This window comes from Collinsella sp. AF38-3AC, from assembly GCF_003474365.1.
Lineage (GTDB): Bacteria > Actinomycetota > Coriobacteriia > Coriobacteriales > Coriobacteriaceae > Collinsella.
The window spans coordinates 162,666-181,758 of the sequence record NZ_QROM01000003.1; the positions used below are offsets into that span (position 1 = coordinate 162,666).

General features: G+C 64.0%; 23 protein-coding genes. 3 read left to right on the top strand and 20 right to left on the bottom strand.

Going from position 1 to position 19,093, the window contains the following annotated elements; genetic code table 11:
• Positions 1–11: 11 nt before the first annotated feature.
• The 16 genes from mreC to DW029_RS03645 all read right to left on the bottom strand — a co-directional run bounded on the left by mreC (position 12) and on the right by DW029_RS03645 (position 14,631).
• Positions 12–953 (bottom strand): rod shape-determining protein MreC, encoded by a 942-nt coding sequence (gene mreC / locus DW029_RS03580; protein ID WP_118345296.1) that lies wholly within the window; start codon positions 951–953, stop codon positions 12–14.
• Between the two features lie 78 nt (positions 954–1,031).
• Positions 1,032–2,063, bottom strand: a complete 1,032-nt coding sequence (locus tag DW029_RS03585; protein WP_006236061.1) for a rod shape-determining protein — start codon at positions 2,061–2,063, stop codon at positions 1,032–1,034.
• A 127-nt stretch (positions 2,064–2,190) separates the two neighbouring features.
• Positions 2,191–3,495: a tetratricopeptide repeat protein gene (locus DW029_RS03590; protein WP_233543790.1), complete on the bottom strand. Its 1,305-nt coding sequence runs from the start codon at positions 3,493–3,495 to the stop codon at positions 2,191–2,193.
• Positions 3,496–3,506: 11 nt separating this feature from the next.
• Entirely contained in the window at positions 3,507–4,049 is a 543-nt protein-coding gene (locus DW029_RS03595; RefSeq protein ID WP_118345297.1) for a peptidylprolyl isomerase, read from the bottom strand.
• A 107-nt stretch (positions 4,050–4,156) separates the two neighbouring features.
• Positions 4,157–5,299: a zinc ribbon domain-containing protein gene (locus tag DW029_RS03600; RefSeq protein ID WP_158572605.1), complete on the bottom strand. Its 1,143-nt coding sequence runs from the start codon at positions 5,297–5,299 to the stop codon at positions 4,157–4,159.
• Between the two features lie 231 nt (positions 5,300–5,530).
• On the bottom strand, positions 5,531–8,254 hold the full coding sequence (locus DW029_RS03605; protein ID WP_118345299.1) for an HAD-IC family P-type ATPase: 2,724 nt from the start codon (positions 8,252–8,254) through the stop codon (positions 5,531–5,533).
• A 221-nt stretch (positions 8,255–8,475) separates the two neighbouring features.
• Complete coding sequence (locus DW029_RS03610) at positions 8,476–8,778, bottom strand: hypothetical protein (RefSeq protein ID WP_118345300.1); 303 nt, start codon at positions 8,776–8,778, stop codon at positions 8,476–8,478.
• Between the two features lies 1 nt (position 8,779).
• On the bottom strand, positions 8,780–9,589 hold the full coding sequence (locus tag DW029_RS03615) for an N-acetylmuramoyl-L-alanine amidase (RefSeq protein ID WP_118345301.1): 810 nt from the start codon (positions 9,587–9,589) through the stop codon (positions 8,780–8,782).
• 2 nt (positions 9,590–9,591) lie between these two features.
• Positions 9,592–9,900, bottom strand: coding sequence for a hypothetical protein (locus DW029_RS03620; RefSeq protein WP_118345302.1), 309 nt, complete (start codon positions 9,898–9,900; stop codon positions 9,592–9,594).
• Between the two features lie 2 nt (positions 9,901–9,902).
• Entirely contained in the window at positions 9,903–10,316 is a 414-nt protein-coding gene (locus DW029_RS03625) for a hypothetical protein (RefSeq protein WP_118345303.1), read from the bottom strand.
• Between the two features lie 3 nt (positions 10,317–10,319).
• Complete coding sequence (locus tag DW029_RS11235; RefSeq protein ID WP_158572606.1) at positions 10,320–10,457, bottom strand: hypothetical protein; 138 nt, start codon at positions 10,455–10,457, stop codon at positions 10,320–10,322.
• The gene (locus DW029_RS11240) at positions 10,450–10,620 is read right to left on the bottom strand and encodes a hypothetical protein (RefSeq protein WP_158572607.1); all 171 of its coding nucleotides are present in this window, start codon (positions 10,618–10,620) and stop codon (positions 10,450–10,452) included. Before DW029_RS11240 ends, DW029_RS11235 begins: the two co-directional genes overlap by 8 nt.
• Positions 10,621–10,623: 3 nt before the next feature.
• The gene (locus tag DW029_RS03630) at positions 10,624–11,700 is read right to left on the bottom strand and encodes an RNA-directed DNA polymerase (protein ID WP_158572608.1); all 1,077 of its coding nucleotides are present in this window, start codon (positions 11,698–11,700) and stop codon (positions 10,624–10,626) included.
• Between the two features lie 130 nt (positions 11,701–11,830).
• Positions 11,831–12,433 carry a hypothetical protein gene (locus DW029_RS03635; RefSeq protein WP_118345305.1) on the bottom strand — a complete coding sequence of 201 codons (603 nt, stop codon included), beginning with the start codon at positions 12,431–12,433 and terminating at the stop codon, positions 11,831–11,833.
• A gap of 51 nt (positions 12,434–12,484) precedes the next feature.
• Entirely contained in the window at positions 12,485–14,104 is a 1,620-nt protein-coding gene (locus DW029_RS03640; protein ID WP_118345306.1) for a DUF6273 domain-containing protein, read from the bottom strand.
• Positions 14,104–14,631 carry a hypothetical protein gene (locus tag DW029_RS03645; RefSeq protein WP_118345307.1) on the bottom strand — a complete coding sequence of 176 codons (528 nt, stop codon included), beginning with the start codon at positions 14,629–14,631 and terminating at the stop codon, positions 14,104–14,106. Before DW029_RS03645 ends, DW029_RS03640 begins: the two co-directional genes overlap by 1 nt.
• 148 nt (positions 14,632–14,779) lie before the next feature.
• Between DW029_RS03645 and DW029_RS03650 the strand changes: the two genes are divergently transcribed.
• Both DW029_RS03650 and DW029_RS03655 read left to right on the top strand, forming a co-directional pair.
• Positions 14,780–15,037, top strand: a complete 258-nt coding sequence (locus DW029_RS03650) for a tyrosine-type recombinase/integrase (protein ID WP_118345308.1) — start codon at positions 14,780–14,782, stop codon at positions 15,035–15,037.
• Between the two features lie 30 nt (positions 15,038–15,067).
• On the top strand, positions 15,068–15,376 hold the full coding sequence (locus DW029_RS03655) for a hypothetical protein (protein WP_118345309.1): 309 nt from the start codon (positions 15,068–15,070) through the stop codon (positions 15,374–15,376).
• Between the two features lie 431 nt (positions 15,377–15,807).
• Here DW029_RS03655 and DW029_RS03665 read toward each other — a convergent pair whose 3' ends face one another.
• From DW029_RS03665 to DW029_RS03680, 4 genes are read right to left on the bottom strand one after another with little or no spacing between them, the layout of a single operon-like run.
• Positions 15,808–16,608 carry a hypothetical protein gene (locus DW029_RS03665; protein ID WP_118345311.1) on the bottom strand — a complete coding sequence of 267 codons (801 nt, stop codon included), beginning with the start codon at positions 16,606–16,608 and terminating at the stop codon, positions 15,808–15,810.
• Between the two features lie 7 nt (positions 16,609–16,615).
• Complete coding sequence (locus DW029_RS03670; RefSeq protein ID WP_118345312.1) at positions 16,616–17,605, bottom strand: hypothetical protein; 990 nt, start codon at positions 17,603–17,605, stop codon at positions 16,616–16,618.
• Positions 17,596–18,432, bottom strand: coding sequence for a hypothetical protein (locus DW029_RS03675; RefSeq protein ID WP_118345313.1), 837 nt, complete (start codon positions 18,430–18,432; stop codon positions 17,596–17,598). Before DW029_RS03675 ends, DW029_RS03670 begins: the two co-directional genes overlap by 10 nt.
• Positions 18,425–18,823, bottom strand: coding sequence for a hypothetical protein (locus DW029_RS03680; RefSeq protein WP_233543791.1), 399 nt, complete (start codon positions 18,821–18,823; stop codon positions 18,425–18,427). Before DW029_RS03680 ends, DW029_RS03675 begins: the two co-directional genes overlap by 8 nt.
• Between DW029_RS03680 and DW029_RS03685 the strand changes: the two genes are divergently transcribed.
• Positions 18,822–19,093, top strand: a 272-nt coding sequence (locus DW029_RS03685) for a hypothetical protein (RefSeq protein ID WP_199582502.1), incomplete at its 3' end; no start/stop codon positions are given. The genes DW029_RS03680 and DW029_RS03685 overlap by 2 nt on opposite strands.

The following is a 19,093-nucleotide window of genomic DNA, read 5'->3' on the forward strand; positions in this document are numbered from 1 at the left end:
GGACATGCCCCCTATTCGCTCGAGCCGGAATCGGTCGTCTCGGACGTGTCGGAACTGTCATCCGAACTCTCGTCCTTCGTCTTGGTCGCAGCATCGCGCGACGTTCCCTGCGGCGTGCTGTTGGCCGTGCTCACATCCTCATCCGAGGCCGACTGTTCGTCGGTCAGCGAGGTAATAACCAGCACTTCCTCATTGTTCTCGGCCGTGGTCTGAGCGCGCACCACAATGGTGTAGTAAACGTCGTTTGCCGATTTCTCAACCGACGAGACGGTGCCGAGCGGAAGGCCCTTGGGGAACACACCACCGATGCCAGAAGTAACGATGATGTCGCCAACTTTAACGTCGGAGTCGACGCTCACGTACTCAAGACGCAGCGTGCCGTCAGCCTGACCCTGCAGCATGCCCTGGGCGCGCGTGTCCTGCACCATGGCGGACACGCCCGAGTTCTCGTCGCCAATCAGGCGCACGGTGGACGTCTTGGCCGAGACTTCGATGATCTGTCCGATAACACCGGCCGAACTCGTCACAGGCATGTTGATGGAAAGCCCGTCGACAGAACCCTTGTCGATGGTTACGGTCGAAGTCCAGGCATCGCCCGAGGCACCAACGATACGAGCTGCGGTCGATTTGAGGTTGTAGGTCGACTGCAGGCCGACCAGCCCCTCCAGACGCTCAGCAGTCTTTTGGGCCTCGGAGAGCTCGGCGACCTTAGAGGTCAGCTCCTCATTTTGCTTCTTAAGCTCGTCAAGCGTGTCCTGCGACGCCGTAAGGTTAGAGAACACGTTGCCGATCGCATTGAAGGGAGCCGCCACAGCCGAGCCCACAAAGCGTATTGGCGAGGTAATCGTCGTCACGCCCGAACGCACGGCATGAATCGGCCCTGCCTCGCCCTCGCGGATGTAAAACGTGAGCAGCAACACCGAAATCAGGCTGAAAACAATCAACGGGCGCATACCCGTTGATTGTCGCTTGGTATTCAGATTTGTGGAGAAACCCGAAGATCGTGCCAAATGGAATCCACCTTTTGGAAATTAAGCATTGGTCTGGACGAAGCCGCCATCAAACGCATTGGCCTCGAGCACGCGGGCACAGCCGTTAACGACGTTATCGAGCGCCGTGGGGCTAACGTTGACCGAAACGCCGGTCTCATCGCGCAGGCGCACGTCGAGACCGCGCAGCAGCGCGCCGCCACCGGTCAGCAAAATGCCGTAGTACATAAGGTCCGAGGCAAGATCGGGAGGCGTAGCGTCGAGTGCGTCCTTGACGGCCTTGGCCATCTCGTCGAGCGGCTTGTTGAGTGCGCGACGAATCTCCTCGCTCTCGATGCGCACGGTCTTGGGCAGACCGGTGATCACGTCGCGGCCGTTGACCTCGACGTCGAGCTCGTCCTTGAGCGGCACGGCGGAGCCGACCTTGATCTTGATGTCCTCTGCCGTACGCTCGCCGATGGCCAGGTTGTAGGCATCGCGAACGTGCGTGAGGATAGCCTGGTCGAACTCGTCGCCGGCAATACGGATGGACTGCGAAACGACGATGCCGCCCATAGCGATAACGGCAACCTCGGTAGTACCGCCACCGATGTCGATAACCATGGAGCCGGTGGGCTCCTCGACGGGCAGGTCGGCGCCGATGGCGGCAGCCATAGGCTCTTCGATCAGATAGGCCTGGCGGGCACCGGCCTGGATCGTGGCCTCAAAGACAGCGCGCTTCTCGACCGACGTGACGCCGGAGGGAACGCAGACGACAACACGCGGACGCGGAGTCCACGGATAGCGCTTCTCGGACGCCTTGTCAATAAAGTAACGAAGCATGGCCTCGGTAACGTCGAAGTCGGCGATGACGCCGTCCTTCAGGGGACGAACGGCCACGATGTTGCCGGGCGTACGGCCGAGCATGCGCTTTGCCTCGATACCGACCGCCAGGATGCGCTCGTCGTTCTTGTCGATGGCGACTACAGAGGGCTCGCGAATGACGATGCCCTTGCCGCGCACTGAGACAAGCGTATTGGCGGTGCCGAGGTCGATGGCAAGATCGCCCGCATAGCTACCGAAGAACATATCCATCAAAGAAAACAACGCAACTCCTGATGTGTTGGATGATTGCTGGAAAACTACTAGCTCATCATACTAGCGCAAGCCCGGCACCTCACTTGCGGTGAAGCGCCGGGCAAAGCTAAATCCCATAAGGTCACTACTGGTTGTCAGCAGCCGAGAAATCCATATCGAGCGAGGAAACGGCCCAGCCGATATGGTTGTCGGAGCGCACGAATTTGACGGTGTACTCCTGCTCGCCGCCCTTGGACAGCGATGCCTTCACCTTAGCGGTCGTCTCGGTCATGGACTGATCCATGCCCTCGACGGACACGGTGGCACCCTGCGGAATCGAAGAGATGATCATCGACTTGGCGTCCTCGGACAGGCTCGAGGCCAGGCAAGACTCGGCCTTTGCGGTGTCACCGTCGCCGGCAGCCTGGAACAGATCGGTAACGACAGACTCCTGGGACGGGAAGCCAAAGCCGCGCGTGTAGGCAAAGCCCAGACCGCCCGCGGCGATCAAAATGAGCAGAAGCAGCACGATGAAGACTTTGAGACCCGTGTGGCGATGGCGGCGACGAACCTTGGCCTGCTTACGATCCTGACGGTCCTGCTGGACCATCTCGGACTCGGACAGCGTAAAGAAGCCGGTGTCCGAGGGATCGGGCATAAACTGACCGGTCGCGCCCGTAGGATCGAGCGGATCGACGGCAGGAGCGTCCATCGCGGGCGCCGGAGCCGTGACCATAGCCGTCTGGGCAGACAGCGCGGCAAGCGAATCGTGCACGCGGGCAAGCTCGTCGGCCTGCTCGGAGGTGAGCTGGTAGATGCCATCGGCAGTAGCGGCGTTAAAGGCGTCGAGTGCGTCGGAGGGCCGGCCGGCGGCAGAAAGCGCCTGACCCATGCCGGCGTTGAGCGCACGCGTGTCGTCGCGGGGGCCGGCAAAGTCGATAGCCGTGCGGTAGGTCTCCACGGCATCCGCCGGACGGCCGAGCTTAATGAAGCAACGACCGAGCTCGCCGAGTGCGGCGGCAGGAGCCGGATTGGCGCCGTCGATGGCGGCCTGACGGAAGGCAGTACCCGCGTTGGCATAGTCGCCCGACTGGAACAGCGCATTGCCCAGGCCCAGATAGGCCTTAAACGGCGTGGCATAGGAAGCATCCTGCGTAGCAGCAGAGAACGCCTGAGCGGCCGTCGTGTAGTCGCCCACGGCGGCGAGCGCCTTGCCGCGGTTGGTGAGCAGCGCACCGCGCTTGCCGTAGGTGCCGTCGTTGAGGGCGGCGGCATAGGCCTCGGCGGCCTCGGCATACATGCCCAGGTGCATCAGGGCGTTGCCACGAAGGTGATCGGCCTCGCCCATAATCTCATCGGGAGTCTTTGCCGCCCCAAGCATCTGGGCTGCAGCGGAAAAATCACCCGCGCGGTAAGCGGCGCGGCCCTGTTGGATCAGCTGGCTATTCAAGAAAGTCCCCTTTACTCGTGAACGATCTCGACATGGACGATCTCGTCGCCGGCACGCAGCTGCGAAATCACATCGAGACCCTCGACCGTGGCACCAAAGACGGTGTAACCGGAATCGAGGTTATGCTGGGCACCCAGGCAGAAGTAGAACTGCGAACCCGCGGAATCGGGGTCCATGGAGCGTGCCATGGCAAGGGCGCCATCGACATGGCTGTTGCGCGGATTGGTGGCAAACTCGCCCTTGATGCAGTAGCCGGGGCCACCGGTACCGGGCATGCCGTCGGGGCCCTCAAGACCGGCAGCGACGTCGGCGCCGGACATGTCACGGGTATTGGGGTCGCCGCCCTGGATGACAAAACCGGGCACATAGCGATGGAACTTAAGGCCATCATAGAAGCCCATCGTGGAAAGCTCGCAGAAGTTCGCGACATGAATGGGAGCGCCCTCGCCGTCAAACTTGACCTTGATGGTACCCTTCGACGTCTCGATTACAGCGCACTCGTCGCCGACAAGCTGATACTCGGGCGTGTAGAGCTCATTCTTAAAACCAAACATGTGGTTCCTTCCTCGTGCGTTTAAAGCATATTTGTACGAATTGTAGCAATAAGCACGGGCTTACATCAATTGCGCACGTAGGTTATGCCGACTATGGCGAACTAATTTTAGGAACGCTGCTGCGGCTTCCAGGAGCCCACGTTGGCGTCGTACTGGTTCAGCGCGCTGTTGCCGCCCTGCGCGATGGGCGCCAGGATCTCGCTTTGGTGGGAACTCATCGACTCGCCATCGGGAATGGCCAGCGAGATGTCCCAGCTCTGGCAGATCACGTCGACGCGCTCGTACATCCACTCGGCAAGCTGCTTTAAGTGGGCGATGTCGTCCGCATAGACCGTATCGTCCTGTACTTTCAGGTTGTTGAGCTCATCTTGCGTCTTTTTGATCTGGTCGCGCAGGGCGTAGGCACTCTGCGACAGCTCCTGACGGGTGGACAGCGGCGTTCGGAGATAGCCGTTGTTAAAGGAATCGATGACCTCGCCGATCTGATCCTCGTCACCGTAGGACACGATGGTCTGATACAGACCGTCGAGCCTGGTATAGAGCTGATCATCGGTCAGCACGGTTTCTTCCTGGACCACCTCGGCAGAATCGTCCTGCTTGGTATCGTCCTCAGTCGCCTCGCCCTTTTGGCGCGTAGGGAAGGTCGTCTGCGCGGCCTGGCCAAACTGGTCATAGAATCCGGGCATAACACCCATGGGATCGGCCGTCACGAACCAATAGGCACCACCGCACACAACGGCAAGGACCGCGATGACGATGAGCGACTTGGGGATATGACGCTTGTGCTTGTGATAGGCGTCCTCGTCGGGGTGCACCTTGCGCTTGGACTTTTGAGGATCGTCGTGCAGGGAAACCGGCGTGGGAATAACGACCTTGGGGATACCGAAATCCTTATCGAAAGCCGGCAGCACGCAGGTCTCATTGGGGTCGGCGGCGTCCGAAAGCACCGCAGCGGCAGAGGCTGGCGCATGCGGCACCTCGGTATCGATCTGCTCTTGCGTTAGGCGCGGAAAGCCCGCCGTGCGGCCCGCTGCCAGGTCGGATGCGGCCGCGTCCTCGGAGAGGATACCCGGAGCGGGGCGTCCGCATTTGGGGCACGTACGATCATGCGGAGAAAGACGGGCACCGCAGCCCTCACAGAACACGAACTCGGTATGCTCGGGACCATCGCCCGGACCCACATAGGCGTTGCAGTAGGGGCAGAACGAGGCGCCGTCCTCGATAGTCTTAAGGCAATGCGGGCAGATCACGGCATCCTCTTTTCGAAGCAATTCAAACAATTGAGGTTAGAGCATAACATCGCCACGGCCCCACAGGAGCAAGGCACCAATTCAACATCGGAGGGTAGCTAATTTGGGACGGGGCTTTTTTAGCTGCCCTGGCCGCCAATTGGCCAAATCGATCGCGCCATCAGCCTGGGGGCCATCAGCCGGGGCAGCTAAAAAAGCCCCGTCCCAAATTAGCTACCCTGTAAGGTGCGGTTACAACTTCTTTTTCTTGGGCATAGAGACTTTGATGCCTTGGGCGGACTTGGTCACACGAGAGCGCTTAGCTCCGGTACTCTTCTTTTTCTTGGGCTGGGCCTGGGCCACGCCCTCGAGTGCGCGGGCCTCGGCCTCGCGAGCGGTGCGATCTTCGCGGCGCTGCGCCATGTCGGCGGCGACGCGCTTGGCAAAACGTTCGGCCGTCGAGCCCGTCGAGCTCACCTTGCCGCCACCGCGACCCAGGCGGACACGCACACCGCGGCCAAAACCAGTTGCGGCATGACGACGACGCGGCTTGAGCGAATCCATCATCGTGGCGAGCTTAAAGAACACCGAGCAGGTAAAGACCACGATGACAGCCAAGATAACCATCTGGTCCATCGACAGGTTGGCAATAGACAGCAGCTCCGGGAATCCGATAACGCCCACCAGGATGCCGGCGACTACAAACACAAAGAGCACCACACGTAAGGGCGTGAGAGGCTGCGAGATGCGCCAGATCAGGCTGACGCTCGCCGTGCACGACGTAAGCAGGCACATCGTAGACAGTGTGAGCTGGCTAAAGCCAAACACGCGCGCCACAAAGATATCGAGCACCGCAGCCAAAATGACCGCAATCGAAGCCGGAAGTGCCCGCTTGAGCACGTTCGTCAAGAACGACCCCTTCACGCGAGCATTGTTGGGCTCCAGGCCCAACACAAAGCCCGGCGCGCCAATACAGAAGAAGTTAATGAGCGTCATCTGGATGGGCTCGAAGGGGTACGGCGGCAGCGCGATGCACAGCGCCGCCAGGCCCATCGAGAACAGCGTCTTGGTCAGGAACAGCGAGGCCGAACGCTGCAGGTTGTTGATGGAGCGACGGCCCTCGGCCACCACGGCGGGCATCGAGGCAAAGTCGTTGTCGACGAGTACGATCTCGGCCACGTTGCGCGCGGCGTCGGAGCCAGCCGCCATGGCGACGGAGCAGTCGGCCTCCTTGAGCGCCAGCACGTCGTTGACGCCGTCGCCCGTCATGGCCACGGTGTGCTCGCGGCGCTTGAGCGCCTGCACGAGCTCGCGCTTCTGCTGCGGGGTCACACGACCAAAGACATGGTAGCGGTCCACTGCGGCATCGAGCTTTGCCGGCGTATCGAGCGTCGTGGCGTCCACATAAGCGTCCGCTCCCGGCACGCCCACCACGCGCGCGATCGACGACACCGTACGAGGGTCGTCGCCACTGATCACGTTGAGGGTCACGCCCTGCTCGTTAAAGTAGCCGATGGTCTCGGCCGCCGAGGTACGAATCTCGTCGCGGATGGTCACAAAGCCCACGGGCTCGGCCTCGCCCACCATATCGCCATCGGGCGTAAAGCCGTCCACGCGCGCCACCACGAGCACGCGGCAGGTATCGGCAAGCTCGGCGACACGGTTCTCGACCTGCGAAAACACACGCTCCGAAAGCACAAACTGCGCGGCGCCCATCACATAGGAGCCCTGCGCAAAAGAAGCGCCACTCCATTTTTTAGACGACGAGAACGGAATGACCGACAGCGGCTCAGACACCTCGACCGGGCGATCAGCGTAATAGTTGAGCAGCGCCTGGCAGGTCTCGTTGGCATCGGCCGAAGTCGCACGCGCGACGTTAGCCAGCGCAAAATCGAGCACTGTGGTATCGACGGGAACAGCCGCCTCCTCCGAGTCCACGCCAAAGCCAACACCCTCAACAGGCAGCGGGTAGGTGCCCTCGACCTCCATACGACCCGACGTGATGGTGCCCGTCTTGTCCAGGCACAGCACGTCGACGCGCGCGAGCGTCTCGATGCAGTAGAGTTGCTGCGCCAGCACCTTGCGGCGGGCCAGGCGCACCGTGGCGATGGCGAGCACCGACGAGGTCAGCAGCACCAGGCCTTGCGGGATCATGCCCAGCAGGGCGCCCACCGTGGACAGCAGCGCCGACGAAGGCACATGACCAGCCAACAGCTCGGAGAAGCACCACGAAAGCGCGCTATCGCCCGGGGTTCCCGCGGCTTCCCACAGCCCACTTACACTCGAGGCGAACAGAGCCAGGCCAAGCGGAATCATGATGATGCTCGCAAAGCGCACGATGGCGTTAAGCGCGTTCATGATCTCGGAATTGACCTTTTTGACGTACTTGGCCTCGTTATTAATTTTGGCCACGTAGTTGTCGGCGCCGACATGGATCACGCGGGCGCGCAGCAGGCCCGAGTCGATAAAGCTGCCGCTCATGAGCTCGGAACCGGGCTGTTTCTTAATAAGGTCGCTCTCGCCCGTCAGCAGGCTCTCGTTCACGAGCGCCTCGCCCGAAACCACCACGGCGTCAGCGGGAATCTGGTCGCCGCGCCCCAGGCGGATGATGTCGTCGAGCACGATCTGGTCCAGGTCGAGCTCCACCTCGGCGCCATCGCGCACCGCGATGGCCTTCTTGGAGGTCAGCAGCGTGAGCTTATCGACCATCTTCTTGGAACGCATGGACTGAATGACGCCAATAGCGGTATTGAGGAACACCACGAACAGGAACGTCAGATTCTTAAACGAACCGGTCAAAATGACCAGGAAAGCCAAGATCACGTTGATCAAATTGAACAGCGTGCAGAGGTTCTCGATGATGAGCTCTTTGACCGACTTGGTCTTGAGTTCCATGTTGCGGTTGATTTTACCGGCGGCGATACGCTCCTCGACCTCGGCGGTTGAGAGTCCGCGCTCGATATCCGTTGCTGCCATACCACGTCCCATCACGTCGCGTCGGTATAAGAAAACCGCCCGGACCATGCGAGGTTCGGACGGTCTTACGTTCGATGGTGCCCCGTCTGCATAGATTCTAGAACCGAGATCTGCGCCGTTGGGACCGTCGTGCTGCTCAGGATACCACGGGCGGCGTAGCAACACCTTTTCTTGAGAAAATGCCCTCCGCGGATATGAGTCCGAGGAGGGCCAACCGTATGCTAGGGCCTGTCGAGCACGACCTGATCTCCGTTCTCGTCGAGATACGGAGTGATTGCGATGCCGCGGTCGCTCTCGACCACGATGTATGCGCGGTTTGTAGAGCGCTCGGTGGCGATGTGGGAATTCACGTCCTGCGGCAGGTCGTAGAGCGGCCCGTCGGACTGGTCCATGACAGTGACGACGTCAGCCGCGCCCGCATCGCCTGGACGCGCAAGCGAGCAGGCGATGCAGATGAGCGCGAACATGGCGACGACCGCCAGGACCGCGTAGACGAGGCCGAGCGGCTTCTCGCTGGGCTTCATGTCACTCCTTGATCAAATAGTCGTCGGCCTCGGGCTTGCCCGTGGCCTTGCCGACCGCGACGTAGCGGGTGTGCCCGCTGTACGACGTGTAGCGTCCCCAGACGTAGCCGTCCGCGATCTTGTACCAATCGTCGAGTAGAACGGTCTGGCCGCCTGAGTAGCTGGCCACGACATTGCCGCAAAGGGACGGCGCGTCGCGCACGTTGAGCGCTGAGACGGTACAGCGGTACTTGCCACCGAAGCCCTCGGTCGTCTCCTGCGGTGCGGGCTGCGCCTGAGTCGAGGGTGTGGGAGCGCTCGACGCGGTGATACCGAAGCACTCGAGGTAGATACGCGCGAGCTCGTCAATGTTGGAATTGAACTTCTCGCGGTCGCCGTCGTTGTCGATGAAGCCGTTCTCGCACAGTCGGTAGTTGATGCCTCGTGCCGCGGCTCGGTTCACGTTGGCGAGCTCGGAATGGTGCACGATCTTCTCGGCGCGGCCGGGCATGAACGCCGACAGCTTGTCGGCGAGGGCCTTGTCGTAATCGTCGGGCTCGAAGCCGGACTTGATGATGACGTGGGCGCCGTGCGCGGTCGCGATTCCGCTGGCGTCCATGTGCAGCTCCACAACCGGGGCGTCGGTGTTCAGGCGGTTGATGCCACCGTCGGCGTACCAGTTGCGGGACATGTCGCCAAGCTCGACCTCGGAGCCGCCGAGCTCCTTGATGCGCATGCCGAGGGCTCGGACTCGCTCGGCCTCGGTATAGCCGCCCGCGCAGCATCCGGGGTCGCCGGCTCCGTGACCGCAGATGATGAACAGCTTTGCCATTGCTAGGCCCCCTTCTTCACGTCGCCGAGCGCCAAGAGCGCGTCGAGCCACTTGTCGGTAACGCCAACGCTCTTGAAGGCGGCATAGGCCACCTGCACGCCGCCTACCGCGGCGAAGATGGACGTAACCCACGCCGTGGGGTCGGTCGGCATACCCCCGGCCATGGCCGTCAATGCGCCGCACAGCGCCGATACTGCAATGGCCGTCCAGCGGGCGACATTGCCAGTCATCGCCTTCGTCTTGATAGCCTGCACGATATAGGGCACCACGAGGACGGTCAGCACCGTGAGCCCTGCCTGTATATCAGTCATCTCTATCTCCCTGTCTCCTTGTTGTACATGAGGTCAACCCGGTCGTAGATATGGTCGACCTTCTCTGCCATGCCCTGGCTGCGCGCCTGGCTGTGGACCAAGTCCGCGTGAAGGACGTCATTTGACGCGACAACCGACTCCATAAGAGTCTTCATGGCCTCCATGAGCGCGTTTGACCGCTCCATCTGCACGGCGATGCGTCCCTCCATCTGGGAGCGCTCGCGGTCGCGTTGGGCGCGCTCGTCGACCTCGGCCTGTTTGCGCTCTTCTCGCTTGATATCAAGGCTGGCTTTGCGCTCGTTCTGCAGCTTGTACTCGGACAAGAACTGGTTACCGAAATGGAAGGCGATGAGGATCAACGCCGCGCCGCCAAGCCAGCCAGGCCCATACGGCGCGAAGAGCTTGAGCACTTCCATGCGCTAGTCCTCCTTGGCCGCCAAGATGGCGTCTCGCTCGTCCTTCGTGATCTTGCCCTTGGCGCATGCGGCCTCGATGGCCTCAGCGGGCCAGCGGCCGCTCACGTAGTAGGACATGAGGCGCTCGGCGTACCTACTCATGGTGCATTCCCTCCTCGCTGTCGTCATTCACCGGAAGCTCGACGTCAGTCATGAGGGACAGATAGTCGATCATGGCCGCATTGTCCTCGTGGCGGGCGCGAAGCACCTCGATCTCGCGCAGTGCCGCCGGGTCGGCGACCCTCGAAACCGTGATGTTATCCATCACTTACCTCCAAAGATCTCGATAGAATTGCTCGAACTTGACGACCTGCTTCCTCGTGACGTGCCGGTCGACGAGCTCGCTGCGGTACGACTCGTAGACTGCGTCCACCGCCCCGCGCGCCATGCGCCCGGCATCGACAGCCTTCCGCATCCTGCGGAGGCGCCGCATATGCTCGCGGAACTTCTCCGGCTTCATGCGAACGATCACCTTGCCGCGCTCCGTGAGCAGGTAGGTGTAGCCGAGCCACGGGACCGGCTCGGTGAGTGGCTGGATGTGCGTCTTGGACGTGTTGAGCCTGTAGCCGATGCGCGCGAGGTAATCCTCGAGTGATTCCCTCGCACACCTCAGGTACTCGAGGTCGGCGTCCAGGATATAGAAGTCGTCCATGTACCTCGTATAGGACTTGGCGCGGAGGACCTCCTTCGCGTAATGGTCCATGCCGTCCAGGTCGCAGATCCCCGCGACCTGCATGAGCTCGCTACCGGCCTCGTATCCGCGCGCCCCGAAGCCGTCCCCGTCGTCATGTCGGTTGCGCCCCGCCTGCGAGTCGAGCGCCCGCTCGACGTGGGCGTACGTCTGATCGTCGAGGCGCTTGCGGAACGTCTCCTTGACCAGCCTGTGCGGCTTATTGGGGTAGTATCCGGCGATATCGAAGAGCTCGATCCCGCCGTCCAGCCCGTGGCGGTGCCAGTGACGCTTGAGGTCGCGCACGAGCAGGTCGCGGGCCTTGTCGGTGCCCATACCTCTGCGGCAGGCGCAGTTGGCCCCGATCAGGCTCTTCGTCATGTCCTCGTAGATTACGTTGTCGATTAGGGACCGCTGGACGATGCGGTCCTTGAACGGTGGCGCCGAGCAGTCGCGCCTCTTCGGCCTCGTGAGGATGAAATGGTGCGGCTCGGGGAAGTCGTACTCCCCCGCCATGAGGCTCCTGGATAGGAGCTCGCACCTCTCCTGCACGTTGAGCGAGAATGACTTGACGCTCGGCTTCCACATCTTGCCCCGCTGGCACTTCGCCGCGGCCTCCCTGAGGCCCTCCGGCGAGAGCGCGTACGCGAGGCGCGCATCGCGTATAGGTTCCATAGCCCCGTGGGGGCCGTTGCCGTCGGTGCGCCCTGCTTCCCGGTGTTGTCCCGGCGGGGTGTCGGTTCCCTGCGACGGTCTGTCTTGCGGGCTACGGCCCATGCGTCCGCGCTCCTTCCGCCGTGCCGTCTCAGTCGACGACGAGCCGATTGCCGTTCGCCGCTCCTGTGTTGCTGACGTTGCCAGACGAGTTCACGATCCCCTCGTTGTTCGCGTTCGCCGCGTTCCGGTTCGGGGAGCGAAGCCAGCAGTTGCAGGCAACTTCAACCTGGCCCCGAGGCGGCTCGGGCTGCCCGAACCGCCTTATGTCCGATTTAATCCAGGCCCTGGCCATCTCCTTGACCTGGACGACGAGACCCGACCAGTAGCTGATCCTCCTGCGGGACAGCTTCTTCTCGTCGCTGTCGTCATCGCGCTTGCCGCCAAAGACCATCTCGCACATCTCGATCTCGAACAGGAGCTCGTTGATGTAGCTCATCGCGGTCTGCTGGTGGCGACGGCGCACCGCGAGGTTTTCCGGCGGCTGGCCGGGTCCGACCTTGGTGTTGTTGGCGAGCCAGAGGTTGCGCGGGATCTCCCATGCGACCCCGTTGATGCCGTTCACGACCTTCTCGTAGCGGCCCGGGAAGACCCTCCTGTTGCGCGTGATGTCGAGCGTGTGCACGGCCATGGCCCTGGCCAGGTCGTACACCTCGAGCCTGTCTTCCCTTCGCTTGCCCTCTGGCACTCCCATTTTTTCCTCCACAGCCGCGGCGGCGCAGGGGTGCGCCGCCGGATTAGACGATTAGCCGATATGCAGGACGACGACGAGCCGATAGCCGTTCGCCGCTCCTGCGCTGCTGACGAGGCCAGACGAGCTCACGACCCCCTCGTAGCCCGCGTGCGCCGCGCCCCGGTACGGGGAGCGAAGCCAGCAGTTGCAGGCAACGGTGTGGTTCTCAGCACCGAACGTGATGAGCGCCGGGTAGGTCTGCCAGCCCTGGAACGGGCCGGTGAGCCCGGTGCTCACCGCGAGCGCCTTGAAGTAGTCGAACGGAACGCCCTCGGCGTTGTAGCCCTCGGTCGTGGCGCCCAGGTAGTTGCTGAAGTAGTGCTGTCGCGCGGACGGCGGGTAGGCGTAGTCGAACGTCTCGGCGATCTCGCCGCCGTCGACCGGGTGGAGCTGCGTCTTGACTGACACCTTCGCCAGGACCTCGACGAGCTCCGGCGGCAGGCAGTCGAGCAGGCCGGGCTTGCCGTGGAGCGGGTGCGGGCGGTCGAAGATGCCCTGCTGCACGTCCCAGTCGGTGCCATGCGCATTGGCCCATCGATGCAAGCCGGACTTCGTGTAGTCGTTGTTGCCATCGCAGGCGCGCTGGATGGTGTTGATGCGCCCGTTGATCTGCTCGTTGGCGGTACCGATCAGCGTGCCGCCGCTGCCGGCGGCGACCGATACCTTCTCGATGACCTTGTCGCTGAAGTTCTCGTACGCGGTGAGCGATGTGAACTCTCCGCCGTAGGAGGCGTTCCACAGGACCTGGCAGCCCGCAGGCCATACGTTCGTAGTCGTGAAGGTGAACCTGGTCGACCCCTTCGCGGCGCACACGCCGGTGCCCCAGACATAGTTGACCTCGACGATTATGTCGTACTGGCCCGGCTGCATGTCGGCCTCGGGGACGTAGAGCGCCTCCATGCTGTCGAAGGCGCAGGCGGGAGGAAGCGCGAAGTGAGCCCCGATGGCCATGGTCGGGGCCTCGATGCCGCCCTCGAGCGTGGACAGCGGGTGGTCGGCGTCGCGGCCGTTAAAGTGATGGAGGACGTCGCACGGCAGCGGGTACTCCTCGCCCTCCCACGTGAAGGTCGAGTTGAGCTGATCGCCGACGCGGAGCACGTCGGCGGCGTTGCCCATACGGACCATCGCGCGGAGCTGCTGCGGCGAGATGCCCAGCGTGGCCACGCTGACGGCCTCGGCGGCGGCGTTGGCCTTGCGTGCGGCCTCGGTGGCGGACGAGGTGGCCTCGTCCGCGTTGCCCGCGGCGGTGTTGGCCAGCTCGGCCGCGCCGTCCGCGAGCTCCTTGGCCTTATTTGCGGCCTCGGCCGCCTTCTTCGCCTCGGCGGTCTGGTCCTCGGCCGCCTTCTTCGCCGCGGCGAACTCGGTCTTGCGCGTCTCCTCGTTAGAGACGCGCGTCGCCTCGCCCGTCTTGCGCTGCTCCTCGTTGGCCTCCACCGCGGCCTTGGCCTCGTTCGCGGCCTTTGCGGCGGCGTCGGCGGCGATGCGCGCGGTCTCCAGGGCCTCCTCGTTCTCGTACTTGAACGGGTAGTCCTTGGACGTGCCGTCCTTCAGGGTGACGGTCAGGACGTCGATGTACTCGCCCTCGGACACCTTGACCTCGGTCAGGGTTCCGCCGGTGCTCCGATCTGCCACTAGGCATCATCCTTTCTCGATTTGACCGGGCCCACCAACAGGCGGTGGACCCGGGCGTCCACGCTCCACTCGGCGATGCCGTAGCTCTCGATCTCCCCGAGGACCGAGCGCGCGTCGGCGACAGTCTGCGCGATCTGCGCCTTGAGCTCCTTGGCCTCGAGCACGAGCGCCTGCAGGTCGCTCACGGTCGGGTCGCTGGGCAGCTGGCCGACCGTAAGCGACGGGCGCACGCGGAACGGCCACGGCATACGCACCGACTTGAGTACGTCGGTGCCGCGTCGGCCCTCGATGCCGACCTCGACCTCACCGGTCTCCTTGAGCACCTCCCACGGCACGGGCCAGATGCCGCCGTCCCGCGCCGGTGTGTAGTTGCCGGCCGCCGCAGCGAACGTCACCGTGACCTCGAGCCCCGTCCATTCCTGGTCGAGGTCGAGACCGACCGCGTCGACGCCCTGCGTGCCTTGGACCAGCTCGAGGTCGTCGCACGACACGGTGCGGTCTCGCACCTTGATCTTGTGTACCTTCATGTCCCTCCTTTACGCCTAGATACCCCGCTGTCGCGGGTATGCGGCGCCTCAGCCCTCGCCCACGACTGCCCAGGCGCCCTCGGACCCGAAAGTGCCGGTCTCCAGCGTATTGCCGTCCAGCAGCGACTCGTAGACGGCCCCGTACTTCGTGACCCTGTCGCCCGACGCCATCGCGCGGAGGATCAGGTCTGCGTGCCGCCGGGCAGGGGCCGCCTGGACCTCGATGACGGAGTGCCGACACACATGGGCGACACTCGCCGTGGAGGCCGGGGTCGGCATCGAGACCGTGGCCATGATGCTCGGGCACACCGATATCGGGACGGCCTACGAGCACTACATCGTGCCGAGGCCGCGCATCTGCAAGGATGCGCAGAAAGTGGTTGAGCGGCTGATACTCGGGGGCTAGGATTCCGTATCCCAGTTCAAAAGCGGCTACGTGCTGAGGACCGTCAACACCGGCACCATCGAGTTCTGCCGCGTCGGCAGGATCGTCGTCATGAACATGTACAACGTCACGGCCAAGATCTCCGGCTCGTGGGGCACGACGCTCGTCGACACGGTGCCCGAGGGCTTCCGCCCGAAGAACCAACTGCGCCAGCGGTGCCAGGTGGCCAACACCGACACCGACAGGTCGAGCGGCCTGTGGGTCCAGCCGGGCGGCGCGATGTACATCGCCAACTTCGGCGGCACAGGCCTGTCAGGCTCCTACGCTTTCTCCTGCACGGCCTGCTGGCCGGCGGCCTAGAAGGCGTAGGGGATGCGGCACTCAGCCGAGTAGTCGGTCTAGATGAACCGCGACGTCTCCCTGCAATTCCGGACGTTTCGGTTCGTTGTCGTCGCCACCTGCAGACCGACCTCGCCGGTCAGGCCGTGGTCTGTACCTAAAGCACTATGAAGACTGCGCTATATACTGAGGCATCGGCCATGAGGAACAGCTTGCCGTCCGTATAGTAAGCGTGGACTCCAAAGTTACCAGGGCTGTAATAACAGTCCGCACATGCTCCGGAGTTGGTGCATTCCTCGGCGAACATTCGCGTGGTGAACAAGGTCGATGCCAGAGGGCGCCCATAATAGCTGCAGACGAGCGCCGCCATCCTGTTTAGCGGCATGTCATAGTCGAATACCTGATAGATCTTCCCTACATTCGTCTTTGCCACAATTCTCGGGGATACGGAATCACATGCCGATGGGGTAGCTCAGCGAGGCGAAGTGGTTCCGATGGTCCGTCTTGCCGCTCATGCTATGCACCTTGATGGTGCCGTCTGGCATGACGAGCAGGCGGTACGAGTTGTCCGCGCCTCCGTACTCGGTGACCATCGCCGCGGACCAGGCATGGGACGGCCGCAGCTCCTCGGGAATGACGTACGGACACGTGATGCCCTCAGCAGGATCAGCGATGATCAGCACGGCGCGGACGTAGACCGTCATGCCCACGCGCACGACGCCCCAATTTTTCGTCTCGTACAGGGATACGGAATCCCCGAGGGTCGCGAGCGGGGTCAGTTCCGGGATGAGCAGCTTCGGCTGGCCCGTGGTCAGTCCGTCGAACGTGACCGAGCTGATCGGCACGGTGACGTCGGAGTCGCCGTCCAGGATAGACCCTCTCGGCACCGAGGGCGCGGTCGCGTCCGTACCGGGGGTGCCCCGCAGCACGGTCCATTCCACGGTCTCCACGAGCGTGGGGCTCGGACCGCTCACGTCGCGGGAATAGTGAACGCAGATGTAGTCCATGCGCTTCTTGCCCTGCGACCCGCTCGCTACCTTCACGTCCTCGGGTGACGTGATGCCAATGTGCCGGCCCTGCACGATCATGTCGCCGGTCGCGAAACGCACCGTGTTCGCGTCCACGAGCGACGGGGCGAGCCTGCCGCCCGTCTGCAGCACGTAGCTGCCCGCGCCCACCTCTCCCGCGATGCGGCGGCCGTCGTCGGCCGAGCTGACGTGCGGGACCCCCGCCTTGCCGGTTACTAGCTCCATGTCTCTCCTATCCTATCCTCGTCGTTCCGGGGGTCGCCCCGTAGGTGACCGACGCCCCGGCGCCCGTTGCGGTCGTGACGCGGCTCGATACCTCGACCGACACCGTGACGTTCGGCGAGTAGTGCCTGGCCTCCACGATGTCGCCGAGGCCGAAGCTCACGCCCTCGCCGACGGTGACCTTGACGCCGCCCTCGGCCTGCATGTCCCCGAGGCGGTCCGTGGCCTGGTCTCGCAGGTCGTCCCCCTCGCTGTTGTTGGCGTCGTAGTACTCCTCGAGCTCGAAGACGCCCGCCATGGCCTTTGACGTGCCCACGTTGCCCTTGGAGTCGGCGTAGACGTCCACGACCTGGCGGGAGGCGAGGTCGCCCTTGCCCGCCGCCTTGAGGTGGTTCGTGACGAGCAGGTCGCTCGTGAGGTCGAAGTTCACGAGGTCCGAGTCCACGCGCCCTCGCCAGTCGGTGACGGGCACGGCCTGCAGCCTGCAGGAGCCGTCGACCCACCTGGCGTCGAGGCGTAGCCCCGCCGACCTCATGGCCAGGCGGAGGTTCGTCCAGGCGTCCGGCACGTCGCGCGAGCACCTGTAGCCCACCGAGACGCCGGCGTCCACGTCGGGCACGGAGAAGAACGACGCCAGCCCCAGGCGTTTGATCGCCTGCCTGAGCACGGCGTTCGCGTCGCCGGAGAGCGTGAGCCAGTCCTGCCCGGCGTCCGGCCACAGCAGTCGCTTGGCGAGCACGCCGGACCACGTGGAGCCTTTCCAGTGCAGTTCCGAGGAGGTGCGGCGCGTCTTCAGCTCGAAACCCTCGACGCGCCCGCCCATCTCGGTGCCGTCGGCGAACACGCGCCAGGCGGCCCCGGGGAGCGGCGCGTCGGGGTCGCGGACGATGAGGTCGAACGTGTTGTCCACGCCGTCGCCCCAGCCCGCGTCCATGTCCAGTTCGAAGTCCGCGATGTTGAAGAGCGTCCTCCCGGCGCTGTCGGCGACTATCAGCTCCACGGCGGCTCGCCCTCCTCCTGGTAGTGCGTGATGTCGAAGCCGAACGAGCCGTCCCACGACACGGTCGAGGTGCCGGAGCGCAGCGGCTCGAAGCAGTACGAGCCGGAGCCCGCGCCCTCGCCGCGCACGCCGTCGGCGAAGCGGTCCTCGACCTCGCCGTAGGTGCCGATGAGCTGGATGCCCTTCGGGTAGCTCGACCCGTCGATGACAAGGCGCGAGCCGCCCGGCACGGCGACCTTGACGCTGTAGGTGTTCGAGAACTCGCCCTGCGCCACGGTCACGCGCGGGTTCGTCACAGGTCCGTAGATGTTGAGCCTGCAGTCGGCGGGGACCAGCCCGGCCACGGTGATCGTGCGGTTCGCGCCGCTGCCGCCGTAGTCGTAGTCGAAGTCGTGCGGGTAGTCGATCGCGGAGCCGTCCGACACCTCGTTGGCGTAGAAGCTCGTCGTGACCTCGCGCCTCCACGCGCCGTCGAGCAGCAGGAAGGTCAGCTCGGTCTTGATGCCGCGCCTGCCGTACACCTCCGACACGTCGGACTTGGCCAGGTATACCCTCTGGTACCACTCACCGTCGAAGGTGAGCCTGCCGGGGGACGAGCCGGCCATGTCGCGGTCGGCCTGCTCGCGCAGGGCATCGGCCGCCTCCGGGCTAAGGTAGGCGTCGACCGTGGCCTCGCGGGCGTCGCGGGAGACGCCGTAGGCGCTCCTCCACGACAGCTCGTAGGACCACTCGCGACTCCTGAGCTTCGGCGCGGTGCCGACGTAGGCCCCGACAGCGTCGAGCTCGACGACCCTGCCCGTCGACGAGGTGTAGGTGAGCCTATGCACCCGCCATCACCGCCCTCACGTGCCTGTCGAGGTCGCGCTCGAGCGTGACCGGGGTGTACCTCTGGATGATCGCGGGGAGGTTGCGGTCGAGCCACTCGATGACCTCAGAGGGGTCGCCCCCGGTCGAACCGATGCCCTCGCCGATGCCGCGAAGGACGCTCGGCCTGAGCGGGATGACGGCCTCGTCGCCCGCCTCGCCGACGCCGATGACGCTCGGCGACGAGAAGACGCCGCCGGACGCGTACCAGTTCACGTGCACGGAGGGCACGGAACCGGACTGCGCGTCGAACTTGCCGCTCATGGAGAAGTGCGGCAGCGCGCCCACCTGGATGCGCGGCAGGGCGAGCCTGAGCGACCCAACCTGCGCGCTCATCTGGCGGCACGCCCCCATGATCGCGAGCCTCGCGGTGCTCGCCGCCGTCTTCGCGGAGGCCGCGAAGGTGCGGAAGGCGCTCGTGGACTTGCTGCCGAACCCGGAGACCGCAGAGGACGCCGAGGACATGCTCGAGCGCACGTTCGACCCCACCGAGGCGATGGATGCGGCGAGCACGAGCGCCGCGGCAGCGGAGGTGCCGCACGTGGCGGCGAAGGCCGCGAGGGCCGGGGTCCCCGCGATCAGGCCCGGAGCGGCGGCGACCGCCGCGGCGGCGACTGCGGCGAG

What these genes read in the sequence shown, in the direction of transcription:
- mreC (WP_118345296.1), bottom strand. Translation starts at nt 953, where the DNA reads ATGCGCCCGTTGATTGTTTTCAGCCTGATTTCGGTGTTGCTGCTCACG.
- DW029_RS03585 (WP_006236061.1), bottom strand. Translation starts at nt 2,063, where the DNA reads ATGGATATGTTCTTCGGTAGCTATGCGGGCGATCTTGCCATCGACCTC.
- DW029_RS03595 (WP_118345297.1), bottom strand. Translation starts at nt 4,049, where the DNA reads ATGTTTGGTTTTAAGAATGAGCTCTACACGCCCGAGTATCAGCTTGTC.
- DW029_RS03605 (WP_118345299.1), bottom strand. Translation starts at nt 8,254, where the DNA reads ATGGCAGCAACGGATATCGAGCGCGGACTCTCAACCGCCGAGGTCGAG.
- DW029_RS03610 (WP_118345300.1), bottom strand. Translation starts at nt 8,778, where the DNA reads ATGAAGCCCAGCGAGAAGCCGCTCGGCCTCGTCTACGCGGTCCTGGCG.
- DW029_RS03615 (WP_118345301.1), bottom strand. Translation starts at nt 9,589, where the DNA reads ATGGCAAAGCTGTTCATCATCTGCGGTCACGGAGCCGGCGACCCCGGA.
- DW029_RS03620 (WP_118345302.1), bottom strand. Translation starts at nt 9,900, where the DNA reads ATGACTGATATACAGGCAGGGCTCACGGTGCTGACCGTCCTCGTGGTG.
- DW029_RS03625 (WP_118345303.1), bottom strand. Translation starts at nt 10,316, where the DNA reads ATGGAAGTGCTCAAGCTCTTCGCGCCGTATGGGCCTGGCTGGCTTGGC.
- DW029_RS11235 (WP_158572606.1), bottom strand. Translation starts at nt 10,457, where the DNA reads ATGAGTAGGTACGCCGAGCGCCTCATGTCCTACTACGTGAGCGGCCGC.
- DW029_RS11240 (WP_158572607.1), bottom strand. Translation starts at nt 10,620, where the DNA reads ATGGATAACATCACGGTTTCGAGGGTCGCCGACCCGGCGGCACTGCGC.
- DW029_RS03630 (WP_158572608.1), bottom strand. Translation starts at nt 11,700, where the DNA reads ATGGAACCTATACGCGATGCGCGCCTCGCGTACGCGCTCTCGCCGGAG.
- DW029_RS03635 (WP_118345305.1), bottom strand. Translation starts at nt 12,433, where the DNA reads ATGGGAGTGCCAGAGGGCAAGCGAAGGGAAGACAGGCTCGAGGTGTAC.
- DW029_RS03645 (WP_118345307.1), bottom strand. Translation starts at nt 14,631, where the DNA reads ATGAAGGTACACAAGATCAAGGTGCGAGACCGCACCGTGTCGTGCGAC.
- DW029_RS03665 (WP_118345311.1), bottom strand. Translation starts at nt 16,608, where the DNA reads ATGGAGCTAGTAACCGGCAAGGCGGGGGTCCCGCACGTCAGCTCGGCC.
- DW029_RS03680 (WP_233543791.1), bottom strand. Translation starts at nt 18,823, where the DNA reads ATGGGGGCGTGCCGCCAGATGAGCGCGCAGGTTGGGTCGCTCAGGCTC.